The organism is Kribbella sp. NPDC048837 (assembly GCF_055586945.1).
The window spans coordinates 47558-69387 of sequence record NZ_JBVJHF010000014.1 but is presented as its reverse complement, the minus strand read 5'-3'; the positions used below and the strand labels follow the sequence as shown (position 1 = coordinate 69387).

The 21830-nt window shown below is 65.1% G+C and carries 19 protein-coding genes; 2 read left to right on the top strand and 17 right to left on the bottom strand.

The genetic code is table 11. The features are described from left to right. Nucleotides 1-172: 172 nt before the first annotated feature. Together ACZ6O0_RS41815 and ACZ6O0_RS41810 are read right to left on the bottom strand one after the other, a co-directional pair. Entirely contained in the window at nt 173-1282 is a 1110-nt protein-coding gene (locus ACZ6O0_RS41815; protein WP_465770653.1) for a LacI family DNA-binding transcriptional regulator, read from the bottom strand. A 562-nt stretch (nt 1283-1844) separates the two neighbouring features. Beyond that, nucleotides 1845-2543, bottom strand: coding sequence for a TetR/AcrR family transcriptional regulator (locus tag ACZ6O0_RS41810; RefSeq protein WP_465770652.1), 699 nt, complete (start codon nt 2541-2543; stop codon nt 1845-1847). A 112-nt stretch (nt 2544-2655) separates the two neighbouring features. On the opposite strand from ACZ6O0_RS41810, the gene ACZ6O0_RS41805 reads away from it, so the two are divergent. Further along, the gene (locus tag ACZ6O0_RS41805; protein ID WP_465770685.1) at nt 2656-4230 is read left to right on the top strand and encodes an acyl-CoA carboxylase subunit beta; all 1575 of its coding nucleotides are present in this window, start codon (nt 2656-2658) and stop codon (nt 4228-4230) included. A gap of 242 nt (nt 4231-4472) precedes the next feature. On the opposite strand, the gene ACZ6O0_RS41800 is transcribed toward ACZ6O0_RS41805, so the two are convergent. Genes ACZ6O0_RS41800 through ACZ6O0_RS41790 form a run of 3 tightly spaced genes read right to left on the bottom strand, consistent with a single transcriptional unit; the run spans nt 4473 to nt 6663 of the window. Next, entirely contained in the window at nt 4473-5309 is an 837-nt protein-coding gene (locus ACZ6O0_RS41800) for a 5-oxoprolinase subunit C family protein (protein WP_465770651.1), read from the bottom strand. Continuing rightward, complete coding sequence (locus ACZ6O0_RS41795; protein ID WP_465770650.1) at nt 5306-5911, bottom strand: 5-oxoprolinase subunit B family protein; 606 nt, start codon at nt 5909-5911, stop codon at nt 5306-5308. The genes ACZ6O0_RS41800 and ACZ6O0_RS41795 overlap by 4 nt, the downstream gene beginning before the upstream one ends. After that, on the bottom strand, nt 5911-6663 hold the full coding sequence (locus ACZ6O0_RS41790) for a LamB/YcsF family protein (protein ID WP_465770648.1): 753 nt from the start codon (nt 6661-6663) through the stop codon (nt 5911-5913). The genes ACZ6O0_RS41795 and ACZ6O0_RS41790 overlap by 1 nt, the downstream gene beginning before the upstream one ends. A 117-nt stretch (nt 6664-6780) precedes the next feature. On the opposite strand from ACZ6O0_RS41790, the gene ACZ6O0_RS41785 reads away from it, so the two are divergent. After that, complete coding sequence (locus ACZ6O0_RS41785; protein WP_465770647.1) at nt 6781-7623, top strand: GntR family transcriptional regulator; 843 nt, start codon at nt 6781-6783, stop codon at nt 7621-7623. A gap of 70 nt (nt 7624-7693) precedes the next feature. Here ACZ6O0_RS41785 and ACZ6O0_RS41780 read toward each other — a convergent pair whose 3' ends face one another. The 12 genes from ACZ6O0_RS41780 to ACZ6O0_RS41725 form a co-directional block, all read right to left on the bottom strand. Further along, nucleotides 7694-8188: a RidA family protein gene (locus ACZ6O0_RS41780; RefSeq protein WP_465770646.1), complete on the bottom strand. Its 495-nt coding sequence runs from the start codon at nt 8186-8188 to the stop codon at nt 7694-7696. After that, nucleotides 8185-9252: a glutamate cyclase domain-containing protein gene (locus tag ACZ6O0_RS41775; RefSeq protein WP_465770645.1), complete on the bottom strand. Its 1068-nt coding sequence runs from the start codon at nt 9250-9252 to the stop codon at nt 8185-8187. Before ACZ6O0_RS41775 ends, ACZ6O0_RS41780 begins: the two co-directional genes overlap by 4 nt. Nucleotides 9253-9288: 36 nt before the next feature. After that, on the bottom strand, nt 9289-10293 hold the full coding sequence (locus ACZ6O0_RS41770) for a threonine ammonia-lyase (RefSeq protein WP_465770644.1): 1005 nt from the start codon (nt 10291-10293) through the stop codon (nt 9289-9291). A 256-nt stretch (nt 10294-10549) separates the two neighbouring features. Next, entirely contained in the window at nt 10550-11455 is a 906-nt protein-coding gene (locus ACZ6O0_RS41765) for a LysR family transcriptional regulator (RefSeq protein WP_465770643.1), read from the bottom strand. A gap of 1127 nt (nt 11456-12582) precedes the next feature. Next, nucleotides 12583-13614, bottom strand: a complete 1032-nt coding sequence (locus ACZ6O0_RS41760) for a zinc-dependent alcohol dehydrogenase family protein (protein ID WP_465770642.1) — start codon at nt 13612-13614, stop codon at nt 12583-12585. Nucleotides 13615-13778: 164 nt separating this feature from the next. Next, nucleotides 13779-14684, bottom strand: coding sequence for an ABC transporter ATP-binding protein (locus tag ACZ6O0_RS41755; RefSeq protein WP_465770641.1), 906 nt, complete (start codon nt 14682-14684; stop codon nt 13779-13781). 128 nt (nt 14685-14812) lie between these two features. Next, on the bottom strand, nt 14813-15844 hold the full coding sequence (locus ACZ6O0_RS41750) for an ABC transporter ATP-binding protein (RefSeq protein WP_465770640.1): 1032 nt from the start codon (nt 15842-15844) through the stop codon (nt 14813-14815). Between the two features lies 1 nt (nt 15845). Further along, complete coding sequence (locus tag ACZ6O0_RS41745; protein WP_465770639.1) at nt 15846-16727, bottom strand: ABC transporter permease; 882 nt, start codon at nt 16725-16727, stop codon at nt 15846-15848. Then, nucleotides 16727-17857: an ABC transporter permease gene (locus ACZ6O0_RS41740; RefSeq protein WP_465770638.1), complete on the bottom strand. Its 1131-nt coding sequence runs from the start codon at nt 17855-17857 to the stop codon at nt 16727-16729. The genes ACZ6O0_RS41745 and ACZ6O0_RS41740 overlap by 1 nt, the downstream gene beginning before the upstream one ends. A 40-nt stretch (nt 17858-17897) precedes the next feature. Further along, the gene (locus ACZ6O0_RS41735) at nt 17898-18269 is read right to left on the bottom strand and encodes a hypothetical protein (RefSeq protein WP_465770636.1); all 372 of its coding nucleotides are present in this window, start codon (nt 18267-18269) and stop codon (nt 17898-17900) included. Between the two features lie 78 nt (nt 18270-18347). Next, nucleotides 18348-19898 carry an ABC transporter substrate-binding protein gene (locus ACZ6O0_RS41730; protein WP_465770635.1) on the bottom strand — a complete coding sequence of 517 codons (1551 nt, stop codon included), beginning with the start codon at nt 19896-19898 and terminating at the stop codon, nt 18348-18350. Between the two features lie 343 nt (nt 19899-20241). Then, nucleotides 20242-21828 carry a hydantoinase B/oxoprolinase family protein gene (locus ACZ6O0_RS41725; RefSeq protein ID WP_465770634.1) on the bottom strand — a complete coding sequence of 529 codons (1587 nt, stop codon included), beginning with the start codon at nt 21826-21828 and terminating at the stop codon, nt 20242-20244. Between the last annotated feature and the right edge of the window lie 2 nt (nt 21829-21830).

Genomic DNA, 21830 nt, shown 5'->3' with positions numbered 1-21830 from the left:
CGTCGCGGACATGGCGTCGAGGCCTCGGCCGACCATCAGCCCTGACACAGCGCTGCCGATCAGCTGCGGTCGCCAAGAACCGGTGATTACTGTGACCCGGCACAGCGGCTGACGTTCGAGATCAAACGCGACCTCGAGCAGGGCGCATCAGCAAGGAGACGGCCGAGACCTATCAGACGCCAGCCGGTTGCGCCTGCGATCGGTCATCCGCATTCGTGGCGGGCGCCGTCGACGCCCGCTCGATCAACGCCGCGGGCAAGCAGACAGTCGTGGTCTCCTCGGCCACCCCTCGGATCTGGGCGAGCAGCAGGTTGGTGCACGCAGACCCGAGCCGGTAACGCGGCTGTTCGACGACCGTTACCGCTGGTTTGACCAGTGTGGTCCAATCCTGATCGTCGAATCCGACGAACGAGATGTCGTCCGGCACTCGCACGTCGCGATCGACCAGCTCTCGATACGCGCCGAATGTCCCTGCCGCGTCGCTGCAGCAAATCGCGCCGACATCGACACCGCTGTCAACGAACCGTCCCACAGCGGTGGACGCCGACGCGGCGTTGTAATCGCATCGGACCACCAACGTAGGGTCCGGCTCTACGCCGGCGTCGCGATGCGCCTGCAGGTATCCAAGCAAACGCTGCGAAGCCGGAAGCCACAGGGACACGTCCTCGTCCTGCTCTCGCGACAGCAGCTCGTCGATGCGCTCCCGCGCCTGCGTGACCATCGCAATGCGCTGGTGCCCCAGCGCTAGGAGGTGATCGGTCGCCAGCCGGGCAGCGCCGATGTTGTCCACCGATACGGAGGGCACATCGGCGAGCGCCGGGAAGCGCCGGTCGAGTAGCACGACAGGCGTCGAATCGTGCAGTCGGAGCAGGGCCTCGTGGCGGTCCTCGACGGCAGGTGCGATGACAATGCCGTCCACGCGCTTCTCGGCCAACAGTTCGAGCGTCCGCGACTCGATCTCGGGGTCGTTATCGGTGTTGCCGATCATCACCTCGAACCCGGCGGAGCGAGCAGCATCCGTGAGACCTCGCACGACCAAGGAGAAGAACGGCGAGGCGACATCGGGGATGATCGCGCCGATCGTGGCACTCGAGCCCGATACCACGGCACGGGCGAGCGCGTTCGGCCGGTAGCCCAAACGCTCCGCAGCCTCCTCAACGCGGCGCCGGGTCTCCGGACTGGACGACCCGCGCCCCCCGAGAACGCGCGCCGCAGAGGACTTCGAGACACCCGCCTCCCGAGCAACATCCCAGACGGTCGGCACATTCGGTTTTCTCCGCATGATGCCATTTTGACACCGTTCCCGTATTTACGCATGCCACGCGATCCATCACCCGCAGCGACTCCACAACTGGACGCCTAGTCAACAGCCTCCGGCAGGGCCGCAGTAGACCGACCTCAAGTCGGTAGACCAGGTCGTATCCGCGTCCGAGGCGTACTACCAGGTCGTCCGCAGCGTCTCGATCGTCCCCCAGGAAAGATGGCAACGTCTCGCTGAATAGCATGCTGATGTACGCCGGCGGCCGGTCACAGCTCGAGGCGGTCATGGCCACCTACGAGCAGCCAGCCTGCGCCCTCTCAGATTTCGCTGCCTTACGACGGAGCTATCTGAGATCAGGAACACCTCTTGGCAGGAGTTCTCTGCGGTAGCGAGCGTCGAAGCAGGCAAATGCGCAACCGGCAAGATGGCCCCTCGTGATGAGGACGAGTTCGACCTTCGCAGTTCCGCCGAGCTTGATCGGTTTGAGGACTGGTCGGCATGCGAGATCGCCCGGCGGAATTCGTGCGAGCCTGGTCCGCAATCCGAGTGAGTGCGAGCGCGGCCTGGACGGATCGGGAGCGGCTCAATCAGGAGGGGTCTCTTGCGGGCTGGGTGAGACATCCGTGGAGAGATCAGATCTCGCCAACGCGGCACGAATCGCTGACTGAAGAGCATCCAGAGCGGTTCCGGCTGGAACGATGATGATCGCCGGAGGTCCAGAGGGTTGGCTGCGATCGAAGATGTAACGGACATTGTCGAGCGCTCTGATGACTTCGGTGTGGGGGTCATCGCACTGTCGGCGGAGCCACCGTCGAAGGACGTGGTTGTGCGCTGCGACCACTGCAGCGGCGGCTACCTCGGCTTGCAGTTCCGAGCGTTCCGAACCTTCGCCCCACGTGCTGAGGTAGCTGCGAAACAGCCGTTGGTAACGGGCTGTGCTCACCAACTCCCGGTTCTTCAGAGCGTGCACTGAGGAGGTGAGTCGGTAGCGTTCACGCGCGCGCTCGCCCTCGCCGACGTAGTGGAAGAGAACTAGCTTTACAGCGTCGGTGACAGCGGCAAGTGCAGAGTCCGTGTGGGATGCGCGCAGCCGTTGGTCAATCTGTTTCAGCAACTCGTCGTGATCGGGGAAGACCACGGCTTCCTTCGACCCGTAGGAGCGAAAGAAGGTACTGCGGCTGACTCCGGCAGCCGCGGCGATGTCGTCAACCGAGGTCTCGTCGTACCCATTGGTCGAGAAGAGCCGGAAGGCGGCGTCAGCGATCTCGTCACGGTCGGCCATCAGCTTCCTCTCACTCTGTGGACCGGTTCGGGCGATACCGCCCGATGATACTTAGTCTCATCACATGGCACTGAGGCTCATGCGCCCGGCTCGAACCGAAGACCTCGACGAAATGGAGGGCGCAGACATCCACACGACTGCCGGGAAGATCGCCGACCTCGAGCACCGGCTCGACGAGGCCGTGCACGCCGGGTCGGAGCGCGCGGTCGAGAAGCAGCATGCCCGGGGCAAGAAGACCGCCCGCGAGCGGATCGCGCTGCTGCTGGACGAGGGCTCCTTCTCCGAGCTGGACGAGTTCGCCAGGCACCGGTCGACCAGCTTCGGCCTGGACGGCAACCGCCCGTACGGCGACGGCGTGGTGACCGGGTTCGGCACCATCGACGGCCGCCAGGTGTGCGTGTTCGCCCAGGACTTCACCGTCTTCGGCGGCAGCCTGGGCGAGGTCTTCGGCGAGAAGATCGTCAAGGTGATGGACCTGGCCACCAAGATCGGCTGCCCGCTGATCGGCATCAACGACTCCGGCGGCGCGCGGATCCAGGAGGGCGTGGTCAGCCTCGGCCTGTACGGCGAGATCTTCCGCCGCAACGTCCGTGCCTCCGGCGTGATCCCGCAGATCTCCCTGATCATGGGCCCGTGCGCGGGCGGCGCGGTCTACTCCCCGGCGGTCACCGACTTCACCGTGATGGTGGACGAGTCGTCGTACATGTTCATCACCGGCCCGGACGTGATCAAGACCGTCACCGGCGAGGACGTCACCCAGGAGGAGCTCGGCGGCGCCCGGACGCACAACACCAAGTCCGGTAACGCGCACTACCTCGGCAGCGACGAGGAGGACGCGATCGAGTGGGTGAAGGCCCTGGTCGGTCACCTCCCGCAGAACAACCTCGAGGACCCGCCGGTGTACGACGCTCCGGCCGATCTCGAGCTGACCGACACCGATCTGGCCCTGGACACGCTGATCCCGGACTCGCCGAACCAGCCGTACGACATGCACGCCGCGATCGAGGCGGTCGTCGACGACGGTGAGTTCCTCGAGGTGCAGACGCTGTTCGCGCCGAACATCATCGTCGGCTTCGGCCGGGTCGAGGGCCGCCCGGTCGGCGTGGTCGCGAACCAGCCGATGCAGTACGCCGGCACGCTGGACATCGACGCGTCCGAGAAGGCGGCCCGCTTCGTCCGGACCTGCGACGCGTTCAACGTGCCGATCCTGACCTTCGTCGACGTGCCCGGCTTCCTGCCCGGCACCGACCAGGAGTGGAACGGCATCATCCGCCGCGGCGCCAAGCTGATCTACGCCTACGCCGAGGCGACGGTGCCGATGATCACCGTGATCACCCGCAAGGCCTACGGCGGCGCGTACGACGTGATGGGGTCGAAGCACCTGGGCGCCGACATCAACATCGCCTGGCCGACCGCGCAGATCGCGGTGATGGGCGCACAGGGTGCGGTGAACATCCTCTACCGCCGCGAGCTGGCCGGAGCCGAGGACCCGGAGTCCCGCCGGCAGCAACTGGTCACCGAGTACGAGGACCACCTCGCGAACCCGTACATCGCGGCCGAGCGCGGCTACATCGACGCCGTGGTCAAGCCGAGCGAGACCCGCGCCGAGATCGTCCGCGGCCTCCGCCTGCTCCGCACCAAGCGCGACACCCTGCCGCCGAAGAAGCACGGGAACATCCCGTTGTGACAAGGAGAGCCCGCGCAGCCGCTGTTGAAGGTGGTCACGCCGGACCTCGCGCCGGAGGAGATCGCCGCCCTAGCGACCGTCTTCGCGACACTTCCGACTCCGACCGCGGTCACTATGACGCGGCGACGAGCACCGCCGACTGTGTGGCGGGAGGGACACCCGCCATGATGGCGTGCTCCAGGTTGACACTCCCCCGCGCACAGATGCGGCCACGTCCGTTGGGAAGGACCAACTGCGGTCTATCAGTTGATCAGCCGGAGTGACTGGCCGGGGCGAAGTTGGGCGCAGGTGTCGATGTCCGCGCCAGCGACGTAGGCGATCACCGGGTATCCCCCGGTGACAGGGTGGTCGGCGAGGAAGATGACGGGGAGGCCGGACGGCGGGACTTGGATCGCACCAAGAGCCATACCTTCGCTGACCAGTTCACCTTCGCGCGAACGCTCCAGCGGGTCGCCGTGCAGGCTCACGCCGATTCGGTTGCTATTAGTGCTGACGGTGTACGGCTGGGTCGTGAACGACTGCCAACCGCCGTCGGTGAACCAGTCCCTGCGCGGTCCGGGAGTCACGCGTACGACGACCTGCTCGCCAGGTGGATCGGCGACAGGGGCGAGGTCGACACCGGGCATCGGGCCGTGGTGACAACCGACCGGGATGGTCTGGCCGGAAGTCAGCGGTGCAGGCCCCAGCCCGGACAGCAGATCGGTCGATCGGGACCCGAGCACCGCCGGCACCGAGAGGCCGCCGCGGACGGCGACGTAGGTGCGTAGACCCGTACGCGGCGGGCCGAAGCGCAGTACCTGACCGGCCTTCACAATGCTGGGTGCGTTGAGGGGGACGCCGCCGCACGAGGCCCCGGTGATGGCGATGACGATGTCGATGTCAGCGCGCAGGACGAGGCCGCCCAACGTCACCTCGATCGCGGCCGCTCCCGGGGTGTTGCCAACCAGGCGGTTGGCCAGTTCGTACGACGTCCGGTCGCAGGCGCCGGACCTAGGGACGCCGAGGGATGCCTGGCCGATTCGCCCGCCGTCCTGGATGGTTGCCAAGGGCCCCGATTCAAGGATGGTGAGGCTGGTCATCGGCGACCCACGTCGATGAACCGGACCTGGCGCCCCGGATGGAACAGAGCGGCCGGCTCCCGCTCCTGGTCGAAGACCTGTAGGTCGGTGTGGCCGATCAGCTGCCAGCCCCCGGGCGACTCGCGGGGGTAGACGCCGCTGAACTCGCCCGCCAAGGCGACGGCGCCGGCGGGCACCTTCGTGCGGGGCGACTTTCGTCGGGGGATGTCCCAGGATCCGCTACCCGAGAGGTAGCCGAAGCCAGGCGCAAAGCCAGAGAAGGCCACGGTCCACCTGTCATGTGTGTGGCTCTCGATCAACTCAGCAACGGTGCAGCCCAACAGGCCTGCGAGCTCAGGGAGATCTTCGCCGTCATAGACGACCGGGATCTCGATGAGATCGCCGGTACTCCGCGTCCCAACAGCCGGTGTCACCGCGCCAAGTGTGCGCGACAGCGCGTCCAGACTGCCCGAAGTCGTGACGAGGATCGTTCGGGCCGCCGGGACGATGTCGACCACATCGGCCGGCGGCTCGGTGGTGAGAGCGGTGTAGTAGCCGAGCACCTGGTCGAGGTCGTCGAGCTCGACCAGCAGCCCGTGGTCACCCGCCGGCAGGATCCGCATCAGCGCGCGAACGGGCGAAGCGTCACGCCCGCTCCCTCCAAGGCAATCCGGACCCGGCGGGCGATGTCGACCGCACCCGGGGTGTCGCCGTGCACGCAGATCGACACGGGGCTCACGGTCAGCGAGCCGCCGGCGTTGTCCTGGATCGGCTGCCCGGTGGCCATCGCCATACACCGGGAAGCGATCTCGTCCGCGTCGTGCAGGACGGATCCGGCCTCACGACGAGACACCAACGTCCCCGCCGGGGTGTACGCGCGATCCGCGAAAGCCTCATGGACGACGGCCAGTCCGGCCTCGGCGGCGAGCCGGAGCCAAGCCGACCCGGGCAGGCCGAGCACGGGCAGCGACTTGTCGTAGTCCGCGACCGCGCCGACCACGGCCGCCGCCTGCTCCTCGTGATGGCCGATCGTGTTGTAGAGCGCACCATGCGGCTTCACGTACCGGACCCGGTCACCCGCGATCCGGGCGAACGCGTCCAGCGCACCGAGCTGGTAGACGACCTCATCGCGCAGCGCGGCCGGCTCGATGTCGACGAACCGACGGCCGAACCCGGCCTTGTCGGCGTACCCGACATGCGCCCCGATCGCGACCCCGCGCTCGACCGCCTCGCCGGTCACCCGGCGCATGATCGACGGATCGCCGGCGTGGAAACCGCACGCCACGTTGGCGCTGGTGACGACGTCCAGCAGCGCGCTGTCGTCACCCATCGACCAGGAACCGAAACCCTCGCCCAGATCGGCGTTGAGGTCCATCAACACTCCAAACACACTCGCCACGGCCAATGTGAGCCAAGGATCGTTCAACAATACTGCAAGAGGGTTGTTGAACTAAACCTCCCCGGGAGATCCAAAATGCGGGATGATGCCGGCATGAGTAGGGGTGAAACCGACGAGGGCCGGCAGGCGTGGTTACGGACCGTCGCCGCCGATGTCGCGCGGACGGACCGCAGCAGTTCTGTCGAGCGCGCCGCCGACATCCTGCGCCGCCGCATCACCGAGGGTGCGCTCCCACCAGGCGCCCAGCTGTCCGAGATCGAGCTGACCGAGGTCCTGGAGGTCAGTCGCAACACGCTGCGCGAGGCGTTACGGCTCCTCACCCACGAAGGGCTACTCATCTACAAGCTGCACCGCGGGGTGTTCATGCCCGAACTGGACACACGCGATGTGGTGGACCTGTACCGGCTTCGCCGGATGCTCGAGGTGGACGCCGTACGCGGACTGGCCGAGCGTGACCCCGAGCTCCCGGACAGCCGGCTCGGGCCACTGCATGTCGACGTCGAAGCCGCCGAGGCGGCCGCGCTCGCCGATCGCTGGCCAGCCGTCGCTACAGCGAACATGCGGTTCCACCAGCACCTCATCGGCCTCGCCGACAGCGCACGGATGGACGCCATCACCGGACGACTGCTGGCCGAATCGCGGCTTCTCTTCCATGTCAGCGCTACGCCGCGGGAACTGCACGAGCCCTACATCGCGCGCAACCGCGCTTTGGTCGACCTACTGGAAGCACGGAACTACCAGCGGGCTGCGGCCGATCTTGACCAGTACCTGCTGGACTCCGAGCAAGGCCTGATGGAGGCGTTCCGAGCCCGCAAGCCCGCGAAAGCGATGCGATCCGCACAGGGTGCGCGAAGTGCTCCGACCTTAGTTGACGACCTACGCAACCGTCAGCACAGCACGCCACAGGACCCAACGCCGAACAGAAGCAGACCATGACAAGCAGCCAGCTGTTCGGACTCTCGAGCGTCTCGCCCGCTCACGAAATGCTCGTAACCGCATCCGGCTCCTAGTGGGAAAAAGGATCTTGGTCCTTGGTGCTGTCAGCGAGCTCGAGTACGGCCTCGACCTCGACCGCCATGTCCGATGGGAGCGAGCTGGCACCAGTCGCGATGCGTGCGTGAATTCCTCGCTCCCCCAGCACCTCGACGAAGAGGTCGGACGCGCCATCGAGGACTGCCGAGTGCGCATCGAACCCCGGCGCCGCCTGCACGACACCAGCCACGCGGACCACCCTGGCGACGTGCGCCAGGGTCCCGTCGCAGTGCGAGTACACGTGCGAGAGAACGTTCAGAGCGCACAGCCGCGCAGCGTCTCGGGCAGCATTCACGTCGAGGTCGACCCCCACCTGACCACTGAACCGCAGGTCACCGTCCCACCGCGGGCCTTGGCCGGAGATGACCAAGTACCGCCCGGTCCTCAGCACCGGGGTGTAGCTGCCTCGCGGAGTGCTTACCGGGGGCAACGCCAGCATCCCGCCGTCGGCCAGAGCGATGGCAGTCATCGGAGCTGCCGCCAATCGCCCCGCGAGCCCTGCCAGTTTACGGAGTCGCCAAGGGTGCGCTGGATGCTCGCGCGGAGCGTACGGACCAGGCCCTCCCATTCCTCTAGCGGGACACCGTCCACGGAAGGCTCCGGAGCCATGAACATCCCGTCTACACCACCGGTGTCGACGCAGCGGACGATGGCACGCGACTCCAGTTCGGCGTTGTGGAAGCACACTGGGTTCTCCAGCAGCGCGGACAGGGCGGCGATGATGCCGGTCGCCCCCCAGTTCGAAACATTGGCAACGACCAGGTGGTCCGCCGCAGTCGCGGCGGCTACCCCACCCCGGCCGGGGATCCCGCAGTCGGCGGCCTTCGGGCTGAACTGCGGGAGATCCTCGGCTAGCACGCCCATCCCGAGCTCGTTCCCGCCATCACCGATTGCGACGAGCGGGAGGCCCCACTCCTGGGCTGTGCGGGCAAACTCGTCGAGGTTCGCGACGAGCCCGTCCAGGGGCCGCCCCCCGAGCCCGTGATAGAAGCCGTTCGCATTATGGCCCGGCCGCTCGATCGAGATCAGCAGGCTCGGCCTGGTGTCTTCCAGCAGCGCGTTCCACACAGGACGGGCCTCGTCGTCGTCCTTGGCCACGGTGCGGACGTAGACCGGTCGGATGAACTCGACGGGCTTGATGACGCCGTCGTCCGGGAACGGTAGTGGGCACAGTCCGGCTCCGCGGCAGGTGGACTCCATTACGTGCGCCCAGTCGTCGTCAACGACGATGACCGACTCGACGCCGAGTCCGAGGAATAGCGCCCGCGCCAGCAGGGCGGCCCCGACCAAGCCGTCGGTCTCCGGGACGCCACCGCCTTCTGGGAACCCAGTGAGCACGACGACCGGCCCGCCGACCTCCTTGACCCTGTCGATGATGAGCTCAGCGGCACCCAGGCAGGCGAAGCCAGGCTGGCGCTTCTGCAGCGCGGCAGTCAGGTTCCGGATGAGCCCGACACCGGTGATGTCGAGGGCCATGAAGTCGTCGATTAACCGTCCCACACGCTCGTAGCGGGGGTCGTCCTGGCTCAGCATCGTATGGTCGCTTTCGTCGTGGAGGGATCGCGGCAGTCAGCAAAGTGCGGAGACGAACATGTCGGCATCGACGTTCCCGCCGCTGAGGACTAAGGCGGCCACACCGTCGCGGGGCAGCTCCACGCGACCGGTTAGGAGGGCCGCCAGTGGGGCGGCGCCGCCCGGTTCGACAACGATTCGAAGTGTTTCGAAGGCCGTCTTCATGGCCTCGCGGACCTCGCTGTCGGTCACCACGTGGGCACCTGCGAGCAGCCGCTTGTTGATTGGGAAGGTCAGCTTCCCGGGCGTGGGCACGTGAAGGGAGTCGCAGATCGAGGTGGCTCCCGGCTCGTTGCGTAGCGGGTAGCCAGCGGCTAGCGAGCGGGCGAGGTCGTCGAACCCGCTCGGCTCGACGGAGTAGACGCGCGTCGCAGGCGACCGCCCGGTCACCGCGGTCGCGACACCAGCAATCAGACCGCCGCCGCTGGCGCTGACCAAGACGAGTTCGGGGGACACGCCAGCCTCTGCGGCTTGGTCCATCAGCTCGAGACCCACTGTGCCCTGGCCGGCCATGATGTACGGGTCGTCGTACGGCGGCACGATCGTGGCGCCCGAGCTCGCCGCGATCTCGTTGCCAATCGCCTCCCGATCATCGTTGTACCGGTCGTAGAGGTGGATCGTCGCCCCGTACGCTCGGGCCCCCTCAACCTTCACAGTCGGCGCATCGCTCGGCATGAGGATGGTCGCAGGCATGCCGAGGGCCGCGCAGACCGCGGACACGGCGAGCGCGTGGTTGCCGGACGACCAGGCGACGATGCCCCTCGCCCGCTCCTCAGGGGACATCGCGAGGGCGCGGTTACACGCTCCCCGAAACTTGAACGACCCGGTGCGCTGCAGGGATTCGGGCTTGACGAGCACTCGCGCCCCCACCCGGTCGTTGAGCCGGTCACTCTCCAGCAACGGGGTCCGCAGGACCATGTCCCGGATCCGGGACGCAGCCGCCGCGATGTCGTCGAGTGCGAACTCGAAGGGCGCGCTGCTTAACGTAGACACCTCGGACATCTGCCTCGCCTTCCCATTCTCTCGGAACCTGAGCAGGGAAATTTGAGCATGCAATCCGGAAACTGTCCAATATCAGTTCTCAATTGCCGACGATAAAGAAGATTGATAAATCTCCTCAGGTGCCGAGTCCAGGGTTGTTGGCATGACCACGCCGCACCGCGATGCGTGCTCAGACAGAGACGGCACCGTCTTGCCCGCCGCAGCCACTGGAATGCGACGATTCTCGTCGCGAGCGATGGCGTTCCCATCCGCTCGGTCAGCGGCGGGTAAGAGCGACCTCGCGAGCCACCTCGCTCAGCGTGCTGTAGATGTGAGTCTGCAGATCCAAACGAAACGTCGAGACGAATACGAAATCGTCGAGCTCGATCGACGACTGGAACTGCACGAGACTGCCGTTCTCAACTTCCTTCTCCACCACCGCTGCCGGGACGACGGCCGCACCCATTCCGTTCACCGCCATCGCGACGATGGTCGACAACGATGAGGTTCCCGCCAGGCGCACGGTCCGGTCCGAGTGAGCCGCGAGGATTTCGCGCAGGTAGGTATATGGGTAGGTGCGCTGCGGCAACGTGATCAGTCGGTGACGGAGAAGATCGCCAGGCTCCAGTACGCGATCAGGCAGTCCCAGCGCCGGCGAGGCGACCAAGGTCAGCGGGTATCGGCACAGCGGCCGCTCGACGAGTTCCGAGCCCTGCGCCTCGCCCGACAGCAGAAACGCTAGGTCGAGGTCACCAACTGCGACCGCAGTCCGCAAGACAGGTGAGATGTCCACGCTGAGCTGGAAATCAAGCTGCGGATACCGCTCGCGAGTCACCTGGAGGAAATCGGTTAGCCACGTATGCACGATCGTTTCAGCGATCCCCAACCGAACCTCGCCAGAAATAGCCGCAGAATTCGACACTTCGGCGACCATTTCCGCATGCATATTGAGCATCTTCTCGGCATACGCCAGCACGGTCCTTCCGTGCGGGGTAGGACGCACCGAACGCGTCGTGCGGTCAAGCAACCGCACCCCGAGATCACGCTCCAGCACGGCGATCCGGTGCGAAACAGCGGGTTGCGTGGCCCGGACCTTCGCGGCAGCCTTACCGAAACTGCCAAGCCTCGCGACCCAGTAGAAGGTTTCCAGAGACTTCATGCTGGCCAGGGACTCGCTCGCCATCTGCACTCCGATATGCCACGACCACCCGGTCCAGTGGCCACCTGGTGACGGCCAGGCGCCCACCCCGGAGTATAAGCGCAGTGGTGGCTGGCCCGAGATCGATGAGCAGCGATTGGGTCCAGAACGACGGGCCGCTGCCGAACGCAGGGAGTTGCGTCGGAGGGAAAGTCGGGCCCCGGTACAGCTATAACCATCTCAGCAGTGGTCAGGCAGCGATGTTGGCAGACCGGCCGGGACGTATCTCGATCTCGACGGGTTCCCCTCGCCCTCGAGCCATTCCTCGTATCGTTGCACTGACAGGGTTGCGCTTGCTGCGGACTCGGGCCTGGTCAGAAGGTCCGCTCTAGGCGTACCACTCCCCCGGCTGGTCGGTGGGACGCGGCCTTGAGGGTGATCTCTGGTCGCTGGGGCGCGTAGACGTGGCCGTCGTGGATCCGGATCGCGAAGACGCGGTCCAGGTGCTCCTACTCGCCGACGGCCGGCGCCTCGGCTGCATCAATGCAAGGCATCATCGACTGATCCTCACCGCCACTCGACCGCGTACGTGGTGGCTCGTACCGCGAGATGAAATTGAACAGGTCCGGTTGTCGGCCACCGCTCTGACGATGATGGAGTTCCAGTTCTGGTGCACCCCGGCTCGTCACTGAGCCGGTGAGCATCGACGCGCTGGATGCCGCCAGCTTCGGGCCATCCGATGGCGACGATGTGCCGCGACCGTGGCGCTGGGTAGTACTTCCCGCCGGATGTCCCCACAGTTGATGATCTCGGCCGCCGCACGTAGCTCGTTGGCCGCGGTGACGGGGCTGCTCAGGTGCGGGCTCCTCTGGGCGATCATGTTGCGCAGGTCGGCGTGGGTGTCGAGATTCGCTCGATCTCAGATGGCCTCGCGCGCGATCTCAGATTCTGCGGTGTCATTGCCGACGTCGTCTGAAATTGGCTGTCGAGCGATCCCGGAGCTCGGACTTCAGCATCCTTTCATCTGAGTCCTCGTGCCCCGCACGGTTCATCCACAAGATGCGGGAGGCTGCATCCGCGTAGGCGCGAGCTCGCGGAGAGGGGTGGGCTGGATGCCGGCACCGGAAGTATGAATAGGTTCGTCGACGCTCCTCTCATCGTTCGAGCCCGTGTCATCCGGCAGGGTGGATGACGATCTTGCCGGCCGCGGGGAAGTTGTTCGCGTCCATCGCGTCGGCGACGGCGTCCAAAGGCAAGACGTCGGTGACGATGCTGCGGACGTCGATGCGGCCTGCGGCGATGAGGTCGATCGCACGCTGATGGGTCTGCGGGTTGTTCAGCGAGCCGACAACACGCAGCTCGTCCTCATTGATGTGAAACGGACTGATCGCGATGCGCGCGTCCTCGGGGTAGACCCCGAACAGCAGCACGGTGCCGCCGCGGCGCACCTGACCGAAGGCGAGCTCGGCAGCCTTCGGATTTCCCGACGCTTCGATAAGCACGTCGGGGCCACGGCCCGGTAGGTCACCAATCAGGTCGGCGACCTCGTCGGGAGTGTTCGCAGAGTCGGCCCCGGCACGGATGGCGTGCTCGCGACGAGCGGGGTTCGGCTCGACCGCGAGCACACGTGCCGCGCCCTGAAGACGCGCCAATTGAATCAGAAGACAGCCGATCGGACCCGCGCCGCTGACCAGCACGGTATCCCCGGCTTGGACACACGCTTGGTCGATTCCGTGCACGCAACAGGCCAGCGGCTCCACCTGCGACGCCTCTTCCCAGCTGAGTTGCTCCGGCAGTTTGTAGGCGTAGCGCGCCGGTACGGCCGACAGCTCAGCGAACCCTCCGGGCCGCACCACACCCAGGGGGCTGAGGCCGCTGCACAGGTGGTTGACGCCGTGACGACAGAAGTAGCACTCGTCGTCAACGATGTTCGGATCGACGGTGACGCGATCTCCCAGCGCGAGAGCGTAGACCCCGCCACCCACCGCCACCACCTCGCCGGCGTATTCGTGGCCGGGCGTCAGCGGATGGGCGACGGGATAGGAGCCCGCGTAGATGTGCCGGTCGGTACCGCAGACCCCGCTGGCGCGAACGCGAATCACGACCTCGCCGTGAGCAGGCACCGGATCGGGCACGTCCGAGACGACAAGTCGGCGCGACGCCTCGAGGATGGCGGCGCGCATCAGCACCGACTCCGCGAACAAGACAGAGACATAGGTGACACATCCGATCTGAAAGGTTTGGCAAGGTCACGCTGACGGCGGTTGCTGCGCCGTCGCGCGAGACCACTGGTCCGCGACGGACGCTCGACGTACAGGGGCGCGGGTGTCGGCTGGCGCGAAGCGCGCGATTGGCTGCTTGATAACGCTTATAGCGGGACTGGGCTACCGGCGGGTGGACGGACGTCGTCTGCGAAATGGCAGGCACTCGCATGAGCGCCGTCCTTGGTGCTCAGTGATGGCTCTTGCTCACTGCAGATCGCTTTGGCCATCGGGCACCGAGTCCGAAAGCGGCAGCCGCTCGGCGGATTGGTCGGATCGGGTAGTTCATCGCCTAGCGCTACGCGCGAGCTGTGACGGCCGGCGAGGTGAGCATCGGGGACGGCGGAGACGAGGGCCGCTGTGTACGGATGGCGCGGCCGAGCAATGACATCTCGCGCTGGTCCCAGCTCTACGATTCGACCAAGGTACATCACTGCAACGCGGTCAGACATGTAGCCAATGACGGCAATATTGTGCGAAATGAACAGGTATGTCAGCGCCAGGTCGCGTTGCAGATCGACCAACAGATTCAAGACCTGCGATTGCACCGACACATCGAGCGACGCAACGGGTTCGTCAGCGATCAAGAACTGCGGCCGCAGAACAAGAGCTCGCGCAATGCCGACGCGCTGACGCTGCCCTCCCGACAACTCCCGTGGATAGCGGCCCGCAACGAGCGACGGCAGTCCGACCTGGTCCATGACCTCTCGCACCGTTTCCTCGCGGTGCGCTTTTGACCCGGCGCGGTGGATCTGCAGGCCTGACCCGATGATCGAGGCCACTGTGCGACGCGGATCCAGCGACGTACGCGGATCCTGGTAAATCATCTGTACTTCGCGACGCGCCTCCCTCAGCGGACGTCCGCTGAGATGCGCCAGGTCTTGGCCGGCCACGTGGATCTGCCCACTTGTCGGCGTCTCGAGCCGGACGAGCGTGCGCGCCAAAGTCGATTTCCCACAGCCCGATTCGCCCACGAGCCCGACCGTCTCGCCGGCTGCGATCTCGAGACTCACATCGTCGACTGCGTGAACCTGAAGGCCACGACCACCCGACCGACCACGGACCGGAAGATAGGTCTTGAGTCTGTGGATACGAACCAACGGGTCGGTAGCGCGCCTATCCGCCTCACTTGATCTCACGGTCATGAGCAGGAACCTCCTTGTTCGATCTCGGGGTTCGCGAGCCAGCACCGAGAGCTCCGGCCGTTCAGCTCAAGCATCGGGGGCTCGGTGACAACGCATTGGTCGAACACGTTGGGGCAGCGGCTGGCAAAGCGGCAGTGCGTAGGCCAGTGTCTGGGGTCAGGCATTCGCCCAGTGATGACGCGAAGAGGTTCGGTGCGTTCCGCTCCCAACGCTGGCGCAGCCTCCAGTAGCGCCTTGGTGTACGGGTGCTTCGGCGCCGAAAGCAGGGAAGCCGCTGGCGCCCTCTCAACGATGCGCCCCGCGTACATGACGGCAACTGAATGCGCAATCTGTGCGATGACACCGAGATCGTGCGATATCAACACGATGGCCATCCTGAGCTCCGCCTGTAGATCACGGAGTAGGTCCAGGATCTGCGCTTGAACGGTGACGTCCAAGGCGGTCGTGGGCTCGTCAGCGATCAACAGGCTAGGTTCGCATGCGAGCGCCATGGCGATGACGACGCGTTGGCGCATCCCGCCAGACATCTGATGTGGATACTCGCGCGCGCGGCGATCTGGCTGTGCAATCCCCACTCTGTCCAGTAGTTCGGTAACGCGTCGTGCCGTGTCTTGACGTGATTCGCGGCGATGTCGCCGCAGACCGTCGGCGATCTGGTCGCCGACCCGGAAGAACGGGTGCAGAGCCGACATAGGTTCCTGAAAGACCATGCCGATGCGACCACCCCGGATTTGGGTCATCTCCTTTTCCGAGAGATCCGCCAGGTTGCGGCCTTCAAAGTCGATCACGCTGCCGTCTTGGATCTGACCTGGCGCATCGATGAGTCGCATGATGCTCATTGCGGTCAAGCTCTTACCGGAGCCTGACTCGCCGACGACCCCGAGCGTCTGGCCGGCGGGTACGTCAAGATCGACGCCATCGACGGCTCGTACTGCCCGTTCTCCTTCACCGAAGTAGGTGCGTAAGCCTCGGATGCGCAGGACGGTGTCAGACGCCGCGCTTCTTTGGGTTGCTTCTGGGGACTGCATATCAGCTCACCGCGCGTTCGGTTGCGAGGGAGGCCTCCTGCGCGGCGGACGAAGCCGGACCGTCTGATGGGCCGACGTCAGCGAGCCGCGAACGCCTGTCCAGATACGCTCGCAGCGCATCCCCCAGCTCGTTAGCCGCGACGACCATGACAATGATCGCGACCGCGGGCCAAATGAGATATCCGGGTTCCTGCGATAGGTAGCCGCGTGCCGAGCGGATCATCAGCCCCCAAGACGGGGTCGGTGGCGCGACCCCGAGACCCAAGAAGGAGAGTCCGGACTCAAGCAGAACGCTCGCCGCGAGAGTGAGCGACGCTTGCACGACGAGCTGACCGGCGACGTTCGGCAGAATCGTGCGTGTCATGATTCTCAGGTGGCTGCCGCCTAGCGTCCGCTCTGCGGCCACAAACTCCAACTTTCGCACGGTCAGGACTTGGCTGTAAGCGATTCGTACGAAAAGCGGCGCAAAGAGGAAGCCCATGAGCAGAATGAGCATCAGGACGCCGGGGCCAATTACGGTGACCGCGAGCGTCGCAACGATAACCGCTGGCAGCGCCTGAATGAGCTCAGGCCCGCGGACCCCGACCAGCTCCGTCAAGCCTCCAAAGTACCCTCCCACCACGCCGCACACGCTTCCGACGACCGCGGCGATGACGGTAGCGCCAACGGCAACGGCGAACTCCGTGCGCGCCCCGTAGAGCATCCTGGAGAACACGTCACGGCCGAGCTCGTCGGTTCCCAGCCAGTGTGTGCCGCTGGGACCCTGAAGCAGATAATCCGTGTCGATGTGGTTAGGCCCATATGGTGCGATCAGTGCGGCCATAACGCCGGCCAGGGCTAGGCCCACGAGAATGCATCCCGAAACAGCCATCTTGAGACGCATCAGGCTCCTCTCAAGCGCGGATCGATGACGGTGCGGGCAAGATCAACGCCCATGTTGAGAGCCACGACGCCGATTGCGACGATCACAGCGATGCCTTGGACGAGCGGATAGTCGCGTGCGCTGGCTGCCTGGGCCATCAGATTCCCGATCCCCGGCCAGCTGAAGACGTACTCGCACAAGACCGTACCGCCTATCATCGCTCCCATCTGCAGACCCGTCACAGTCAGCAACGAAGGCGCGATAGCGCGCAGAACATGCCGGCGAAGGATGAGCCGTAGTGGTAGGCCCTGCGCTCGGGCGGTTCGAATGTAGTCTTGATCCAGTACCTCGACTGCCGCCGCGCGGGTCATGCGGATCAGGATGCCAACCACCCCCGCGGCAAGCGAGAGCGTCGGGAGGATCAATGCTTGCAGGTGTTGTCCCGGCTCCGACCACGGTGCATACCCAGCGACTGGTAGCCAGCGGAGCGTGACACCGAAGACGAGTACCAGCAGAGTTGCGTTGACAAAGACGGGCGAGCCTACAAGCAACGAGGACACAAACGAGGCTCCGCCGTCCGCAACTCGGCCGACCCGCACCGCGCTCCCGATCCCGATCGGTACGCCGACAAGAGCGGCGACAAGGATCGCCGCGAGCACCAGCTCGATGGTGTGCGGTGCCGCTGAGCCGACAAGGTCTCCAACCGCTAGTTGCTGACTAATCGACTGTCCGAGGTCACCGGCGAGGATCCCGCGCATGAATTGCCCGTACTGAGTCGTCAAGGCGCCGTCGAGGTGCAGCTGTTCGCGTAAGGCAGCGACCGCTTCCTCGGGTGGGGATGCACCGCCGCCGGCGGAGAGCAGTATCAGAGCCGGGTCCCCTGGAATCGCACGCAAGAAGAAAAAGAGCATCGTCACTACGATGACCACCGAGACGGCTGCGGTGAGGATTCGCGTTCCGATGTACCGAATTAGTCCCAAGTGAGGCAGCGTCGACAGCCTAAACGTGATTGACAACGTTTGATATTCCGTTCGCAATGACATGGTTACCTCCAGGCTTCGCTGGCAAGAGTGCGGGCGAACTGCTCCGACGCCACCGGCAAACCCAGCGACTCCGGAGACGATGAGGTCGGTGAGCAGGTAGCCGGCCACGCACCTCGACGCGAGCGGCGCTCCAATGTCCGAAGCGGCATCACGCCTCCCTCGCGACTTCGTCCATAGCTTCGATCACGAGTCGGCGGCTGCGCTCCTGAGGCGCGCGCGGATCGAGCCAGTACTTACTGTTCAAGCTCTCGAAACCGGGCCTGCCGCTAGAACGCGCGTCCTGAAACTCCGTCAGATAATGGCGCATCGGCAGATTGCCGTCGCCCCGGGCCATGTGACCGGAAGGCGTGCCGTCGATCAAGTGGACGTGCCCAATGCGGTCACCGAAGCGGGTTGTGTAGTCAGCGACGGTCTCGCCGGCCACGTCGGCCACGTCGTCCGAGCACCGCTCCAGAGGCCACCTGAGGTAGCTGAAGTTGCTCCCGCACAGCTGGTCCGCGCTCAGAGTGAAGGCGGTCACAGTCCTACTCTCCTTTGAGTCACTTTTCACGTGCAGGGCCCTCAGCCAGGCTCACCAGCGGCCTGAGGCCGACATCAACTAGCCCCAGGTTGTGGCGGCGAGCGTGTAGGCCGACTGGAATGTCAGACCCTGGGCCATGTTCGAGAAGCCCTTCACCCCGCGCTTGTGCGCGTACGCCTGGTCGGCGACGAGCATGGGAATGATGACCGCATCCTCAAGGAGGATCTTCTCCGCCTGGGTGAAGGCGTCCTTTGCGACTGCCACCGAGGTCGCCTGCGCAGCCTTCTTGATGAGCGACGTGAGCTTGGGGTTGTCATACCCATACGGGGCAAGAGCACCAGTGATGAGGACGGTCAGGTAGAAGTAGGGCACCGCCAGCGACCGCGCCTGACGCTGAACCGTGATGTCGTAGGCGCCCTTCTTCACGCCGGTCTGCCACGTCGGGAAGTCCGATGCCTCGAGCTTGGCTTGGATGCCAGCCGCCTGTAGCGACTGCTGCACGACCTGCGCGGAACCGCTAAGGAACGTGTACTGAGAGGTCGTGGTGAGCGTCGCCGACACGTCGCCATGGCCGGCTGCTTGGACGAGCGCCTTCGCCTTCGCCGTGTCGCTCGTCCAGAACTTTCCGACCGACGGATCGTAGTACGGGCTGCTGGCTGAGATTGGAAATCCGTCCAGAACCGTGCCGTGCCCCGAGTACGCCGCCTTCACCACGGCCGTACGGTCGATCGCGTACCCAACTGCCCGACGCAGCTCCCTGTCGACGAATGGCCCGCTCTTGACGTTGAACTGCACGAACTGCATTGGGCCTGGCTGCTTCGAGACCACGTACTGGCTATTCGACGCCAGGCTCTGCACGGACTGATAGGGAACGTAGTCGATCAGGTCGGCCTCGCCCGACTGAAGTGCGCTCACCCGCGTGGACTCGTCTGGATAAGCCGTGAAGGTGATGGAGTCGAGATACGGCATACCCGGCTCGAAGTAGTGTTCGGAGCGCACAACCGTCACCGCGCGGTTCGGCGTCACCTCCGACAGGACGAAGGGCCCGGCACCGATGGTCTTCTTCGGCTCCGTGACATCCGAACCGCGCTTGATGATCGGCGCGGACGGCATCGCCAGTAGATCGGGGAAGAAGGCGAAGGGTTCGGTGAGATCGATGACGACCGTGTCGGGCGACGGCGTCGAAATCTTACGAATCAGCGGCGTGAAGTATGGCGCCAGGAATGCCTGCTTCATGCTGGGGTCGGTGATCAAGCCGAGAGAGAACGCGACGTCGTCCGCGGTCACCTTCGTACCATCGTGGAACTTGACCCCGGGACGCAGCTCGAACCTGTAGCTGAGTCCATCGTCCGAGCGCGTCCAACGGGCGGCGACGCCGGGCGCCAGATCGCCATTCGCAGCTCGAGCGACCAGTCCGCGGTGCAACGCCAGCGTGACGTTGTCGGCAGCCGTGCTGCTGTAGAGGAGCGGGTTGAACTGGGAGGGGAATCCGGACATGCCGAACCTCAGCGTCTTGGTTGCCGAAGACCTCCCGCCCGGGCTTTCGCCGCTGCATGCCCCGAGGACCGCTCCTCCGACGAGCAGTCCGGCACCCTTCAAGAATGTTGCCCGCGTTACCTTGAAATCCATTGCCTACACTCCTCGTTCTCCAACCTCATGAAACGACCACACTCCCTGTACGGCGGCGCGCCAAGTCCTGATGTGCGCCAAGTGTTTCGTTATCTGCGACAGTTCTGGTGAAAACCAGCGGTTGCAAATCGCATGCACACGCCGCCGTATCTAGCGACAGGTCTTATGTCTCGTTCTGGCTCTGCTATCCGGCAATGCCAGCCCGCAGCAATGTGCACGCTGCCCGTTCCAAGGCCCCGCGCTTCATCCATCGGGCCATTCATGCTCCCTTCTCTCCTGGGCGTCAGCGTCCGGTGGGACCCGGGCGTCAACACGCCGCGTGCAGCTGGGCGACGACCGGTCGTCAGCGGGACACCTTGCCGTTGGCGAGGTCTGCGGACCTGGCGGCGGCTTCCCTGTCGGACGGCTTGCCGTAGCCACCCCCGCCTCCGGTGATCAAGGAGATGGCTTCACCCGCTGCCAGGACGCCAACGCCACTGTCGAGCTTGCTCTTGGCCCCGGCGAGTTCGAACCTGGAGGGTTTTCCTGCGGCACCGCCGAAGAGGCCTGGGGCTCCATAAATGGTGCGCCCATTACGCATCCCAAGAATTGAGTCGTGGCCGATTGCGGTGATTCGACGATGGACACCGAGACCGCCTCGCGTCACACCTTCACCCCCGGAGTCGGTAACGAGCTCGTAGCGCTCAACCAGCAACGGGAACTCTTCCTCCAGCGATTCGACCGGCAGGTTGGTCGTATTCGTCAGGTGGATCAGCGTTCCGTCGGCGCCATCCTTTGTGGCGCGCGCGCCGGTGCCGCCTGCGGTGACGTCGAGCAGGACGTAGTACTTGCCGTTGCGCGGGTCGACGCCACTGAAGACGATGTAGGAATTGTCTGACGAGGAAGCGACACTCTGTTCAGGAACAGCGTCGGCAAGGGCGCGGAAGATCACGTCGACGAGACGCTGGAGCGGCGCCATACGCTCATCGACCGCCGCTGGCTCCACGCAATGAAGCAGCGTACCTTCCTTGCTCAGCACCTCGATCGGACGGTACAGGCCCGCGTTGGGCCATGCGTCTGGACAGGCTATGGCCTTCATAGCGAAGTAGACCGTCGCCAGCAGCGCCGTGCGTATGGCGTTTGCCGCCGCACGCATCTGAGGTGGGTTGTTGCGGAAGTCCAGCGAGATCTCGTCCCCTTCGACGGTGATCTCCACATGGAGCTGCGGCATCCCGAACTCTTCGAAGTCGAGAACCTCACCGTAGGAGTACCGACCGTCTGGGATCTTCTCAATGCCGGCGCGCATGAGCCGCTCGCTGTAGTCCATCAAAGCCGCACCGGCCGCGGCGACAACGCCGAGCCCGTATTTCCCGCACAGCTCGCGTAGCCGCGAGACACCGAGCCGATTCGCGGCGACCTGCGCCAAGAAGTCGGCCTCGCGCTCATCGGGGACCTGACAGTTCTGCAGGATCAGGTCGAGGACTTCACGGTTCAGTTGACCGTCGCGGTACAGGAGCAGAGGCGGGATCCGCAAACCCTCTTGGAAGATCGTCTGATGCGCTCGATCGGCGAAGTCCGTGTGATGAGCAAGATTGGCAGCCCACCCCATGAGTTGGGAGTCGACGAAGATCGGCGAGACCAAGACGATGTCGTTGAGGTGCGTTCCGCCACCAGAATACGGGTCGTTCGCAATGAACACGTCCCCGTCAATGACACCCGTCTGCCCATACCGCTCAACCAACGCCTGCACGACCCCAAGCAGCGAGCCGAGGTGGATCGGGATGTGTTCAGCCTGGACCAGGGTGTTGCCGGCGACGTCGAAGATCGCCGTCGAGCAGTCACGCCGTTCCTTGATCGACGGAGAATGCGACGTCTTGATGAGCAGCTCACCCATCTCGTCGGCGATAGACATCAGCGCGTTCCCGATGACCTCCACGGTCACCGGATCCACGG

Bases quoted from the DNA above. Each gene is read 5' to 3' on its own strand.
- ACZ6O0_RS41730 (WP_465770635.1), bottom strand. From the start codon at position 19,898: ATGGATTTCAAGGTAACGCGGGCAACATTCTTGAAGGGTGCCGGACTG.
- ACZ6O0_RS41780 (WP_465770646.1), bottom strand. From the start codon at position 8,188: ATGACTGCCATCGCTCTGGCCGACGGCGGGATGCTGGCGTTGCCCCCG.
- ACZ6O0_RS41785 (WP_465770647.1), top strand. From the start codon at position 6,781: ATGAGTAGGGGTGAAACCGACGAGGGCCGGCAGGCGTGGTTACGGACC.
- ACZ6O0_RS41750 (WP_465770640.1), bottom strand. From the start codon at position 15,844: ATGCAGTCCCCAGAAGCAACCCAAAGAAGCGCGGCGTCTGACACCGTC.
- ACZ6O0_RS41765 (WP_465770643.1), bottom strand. From the start codon at position 11,455: ATGGCGAGCGAGTCCCTGGCCAGCATGAAGTCTCTGGAAACCTTCTAC.
- ACZ6O0_RS41800 (WP_465770651.1), bottom strand. From the start codon at position 5,309: ATGACCAGCCTCACCATCCTTGAATCGGGGCCCTTGGCAACCATCCAG.
- ACZ6O0_RS41775 (WP_465770645.1), bottom strand. From the start codon at position 9,252: ATGCTGAGCCAGGACGACCCCCGCTACGAGCGTGTGGGACGGTTAATC.
- ACZ6O0_RS41810 (WP_465770652.1), bottom strand. From the start codon at position 2,543: ATGGCCGACCGTGACGAGATCGCTGACGCCGCCTTCCGGCTCTTCTCG.
- ACZ6O0_RS41745 (WP_465770639.1), bottom strand. From the start codon at position 16,727: ATGCGTCTCAAGATGGCTGTTTCGGGATGCATTCTCGTGGGCCTAGCC.
- ACZ6O0_RS41805 (WP_465770685.1), top strand. From the start codon at position 2,656: ATGGAGGGCGCAGACATCCACACGACTGCCGGGAAGATCGCCGACCTC.
- ACZ6O0_RS41770 (WP_465770644.1), bottom strand. From the start codon at position 10,293: ATGTCCGAGGTGTCTACGTTAAGCAGCGCGCCCTTCGAGTTCGCACTC.
- ACZ6O0_RS41815 (WP_465770653.1), bottom strand. From the start codon at position 1,282: ATGCGGAGAAAACCGAATGTGCCGACCGTCTGGGATGTTGCTCGGGAG.
- ACZ6O0_RS41790 (WP_465770648.1), bottom strand. From the start codon at position 6,663: ATGGACCTCAACGCCGATCTGGGCGAGGGTTTCGGTTCCTGGTCGATG.
- ACZ6O0_RS41795 (WP_465770650.1), bottom strand. From the start codon at position 5,911: ATGCGGATCCTGCCGGCGGGTGACCACGGGCTGCTGGTCGAGCTCGAC.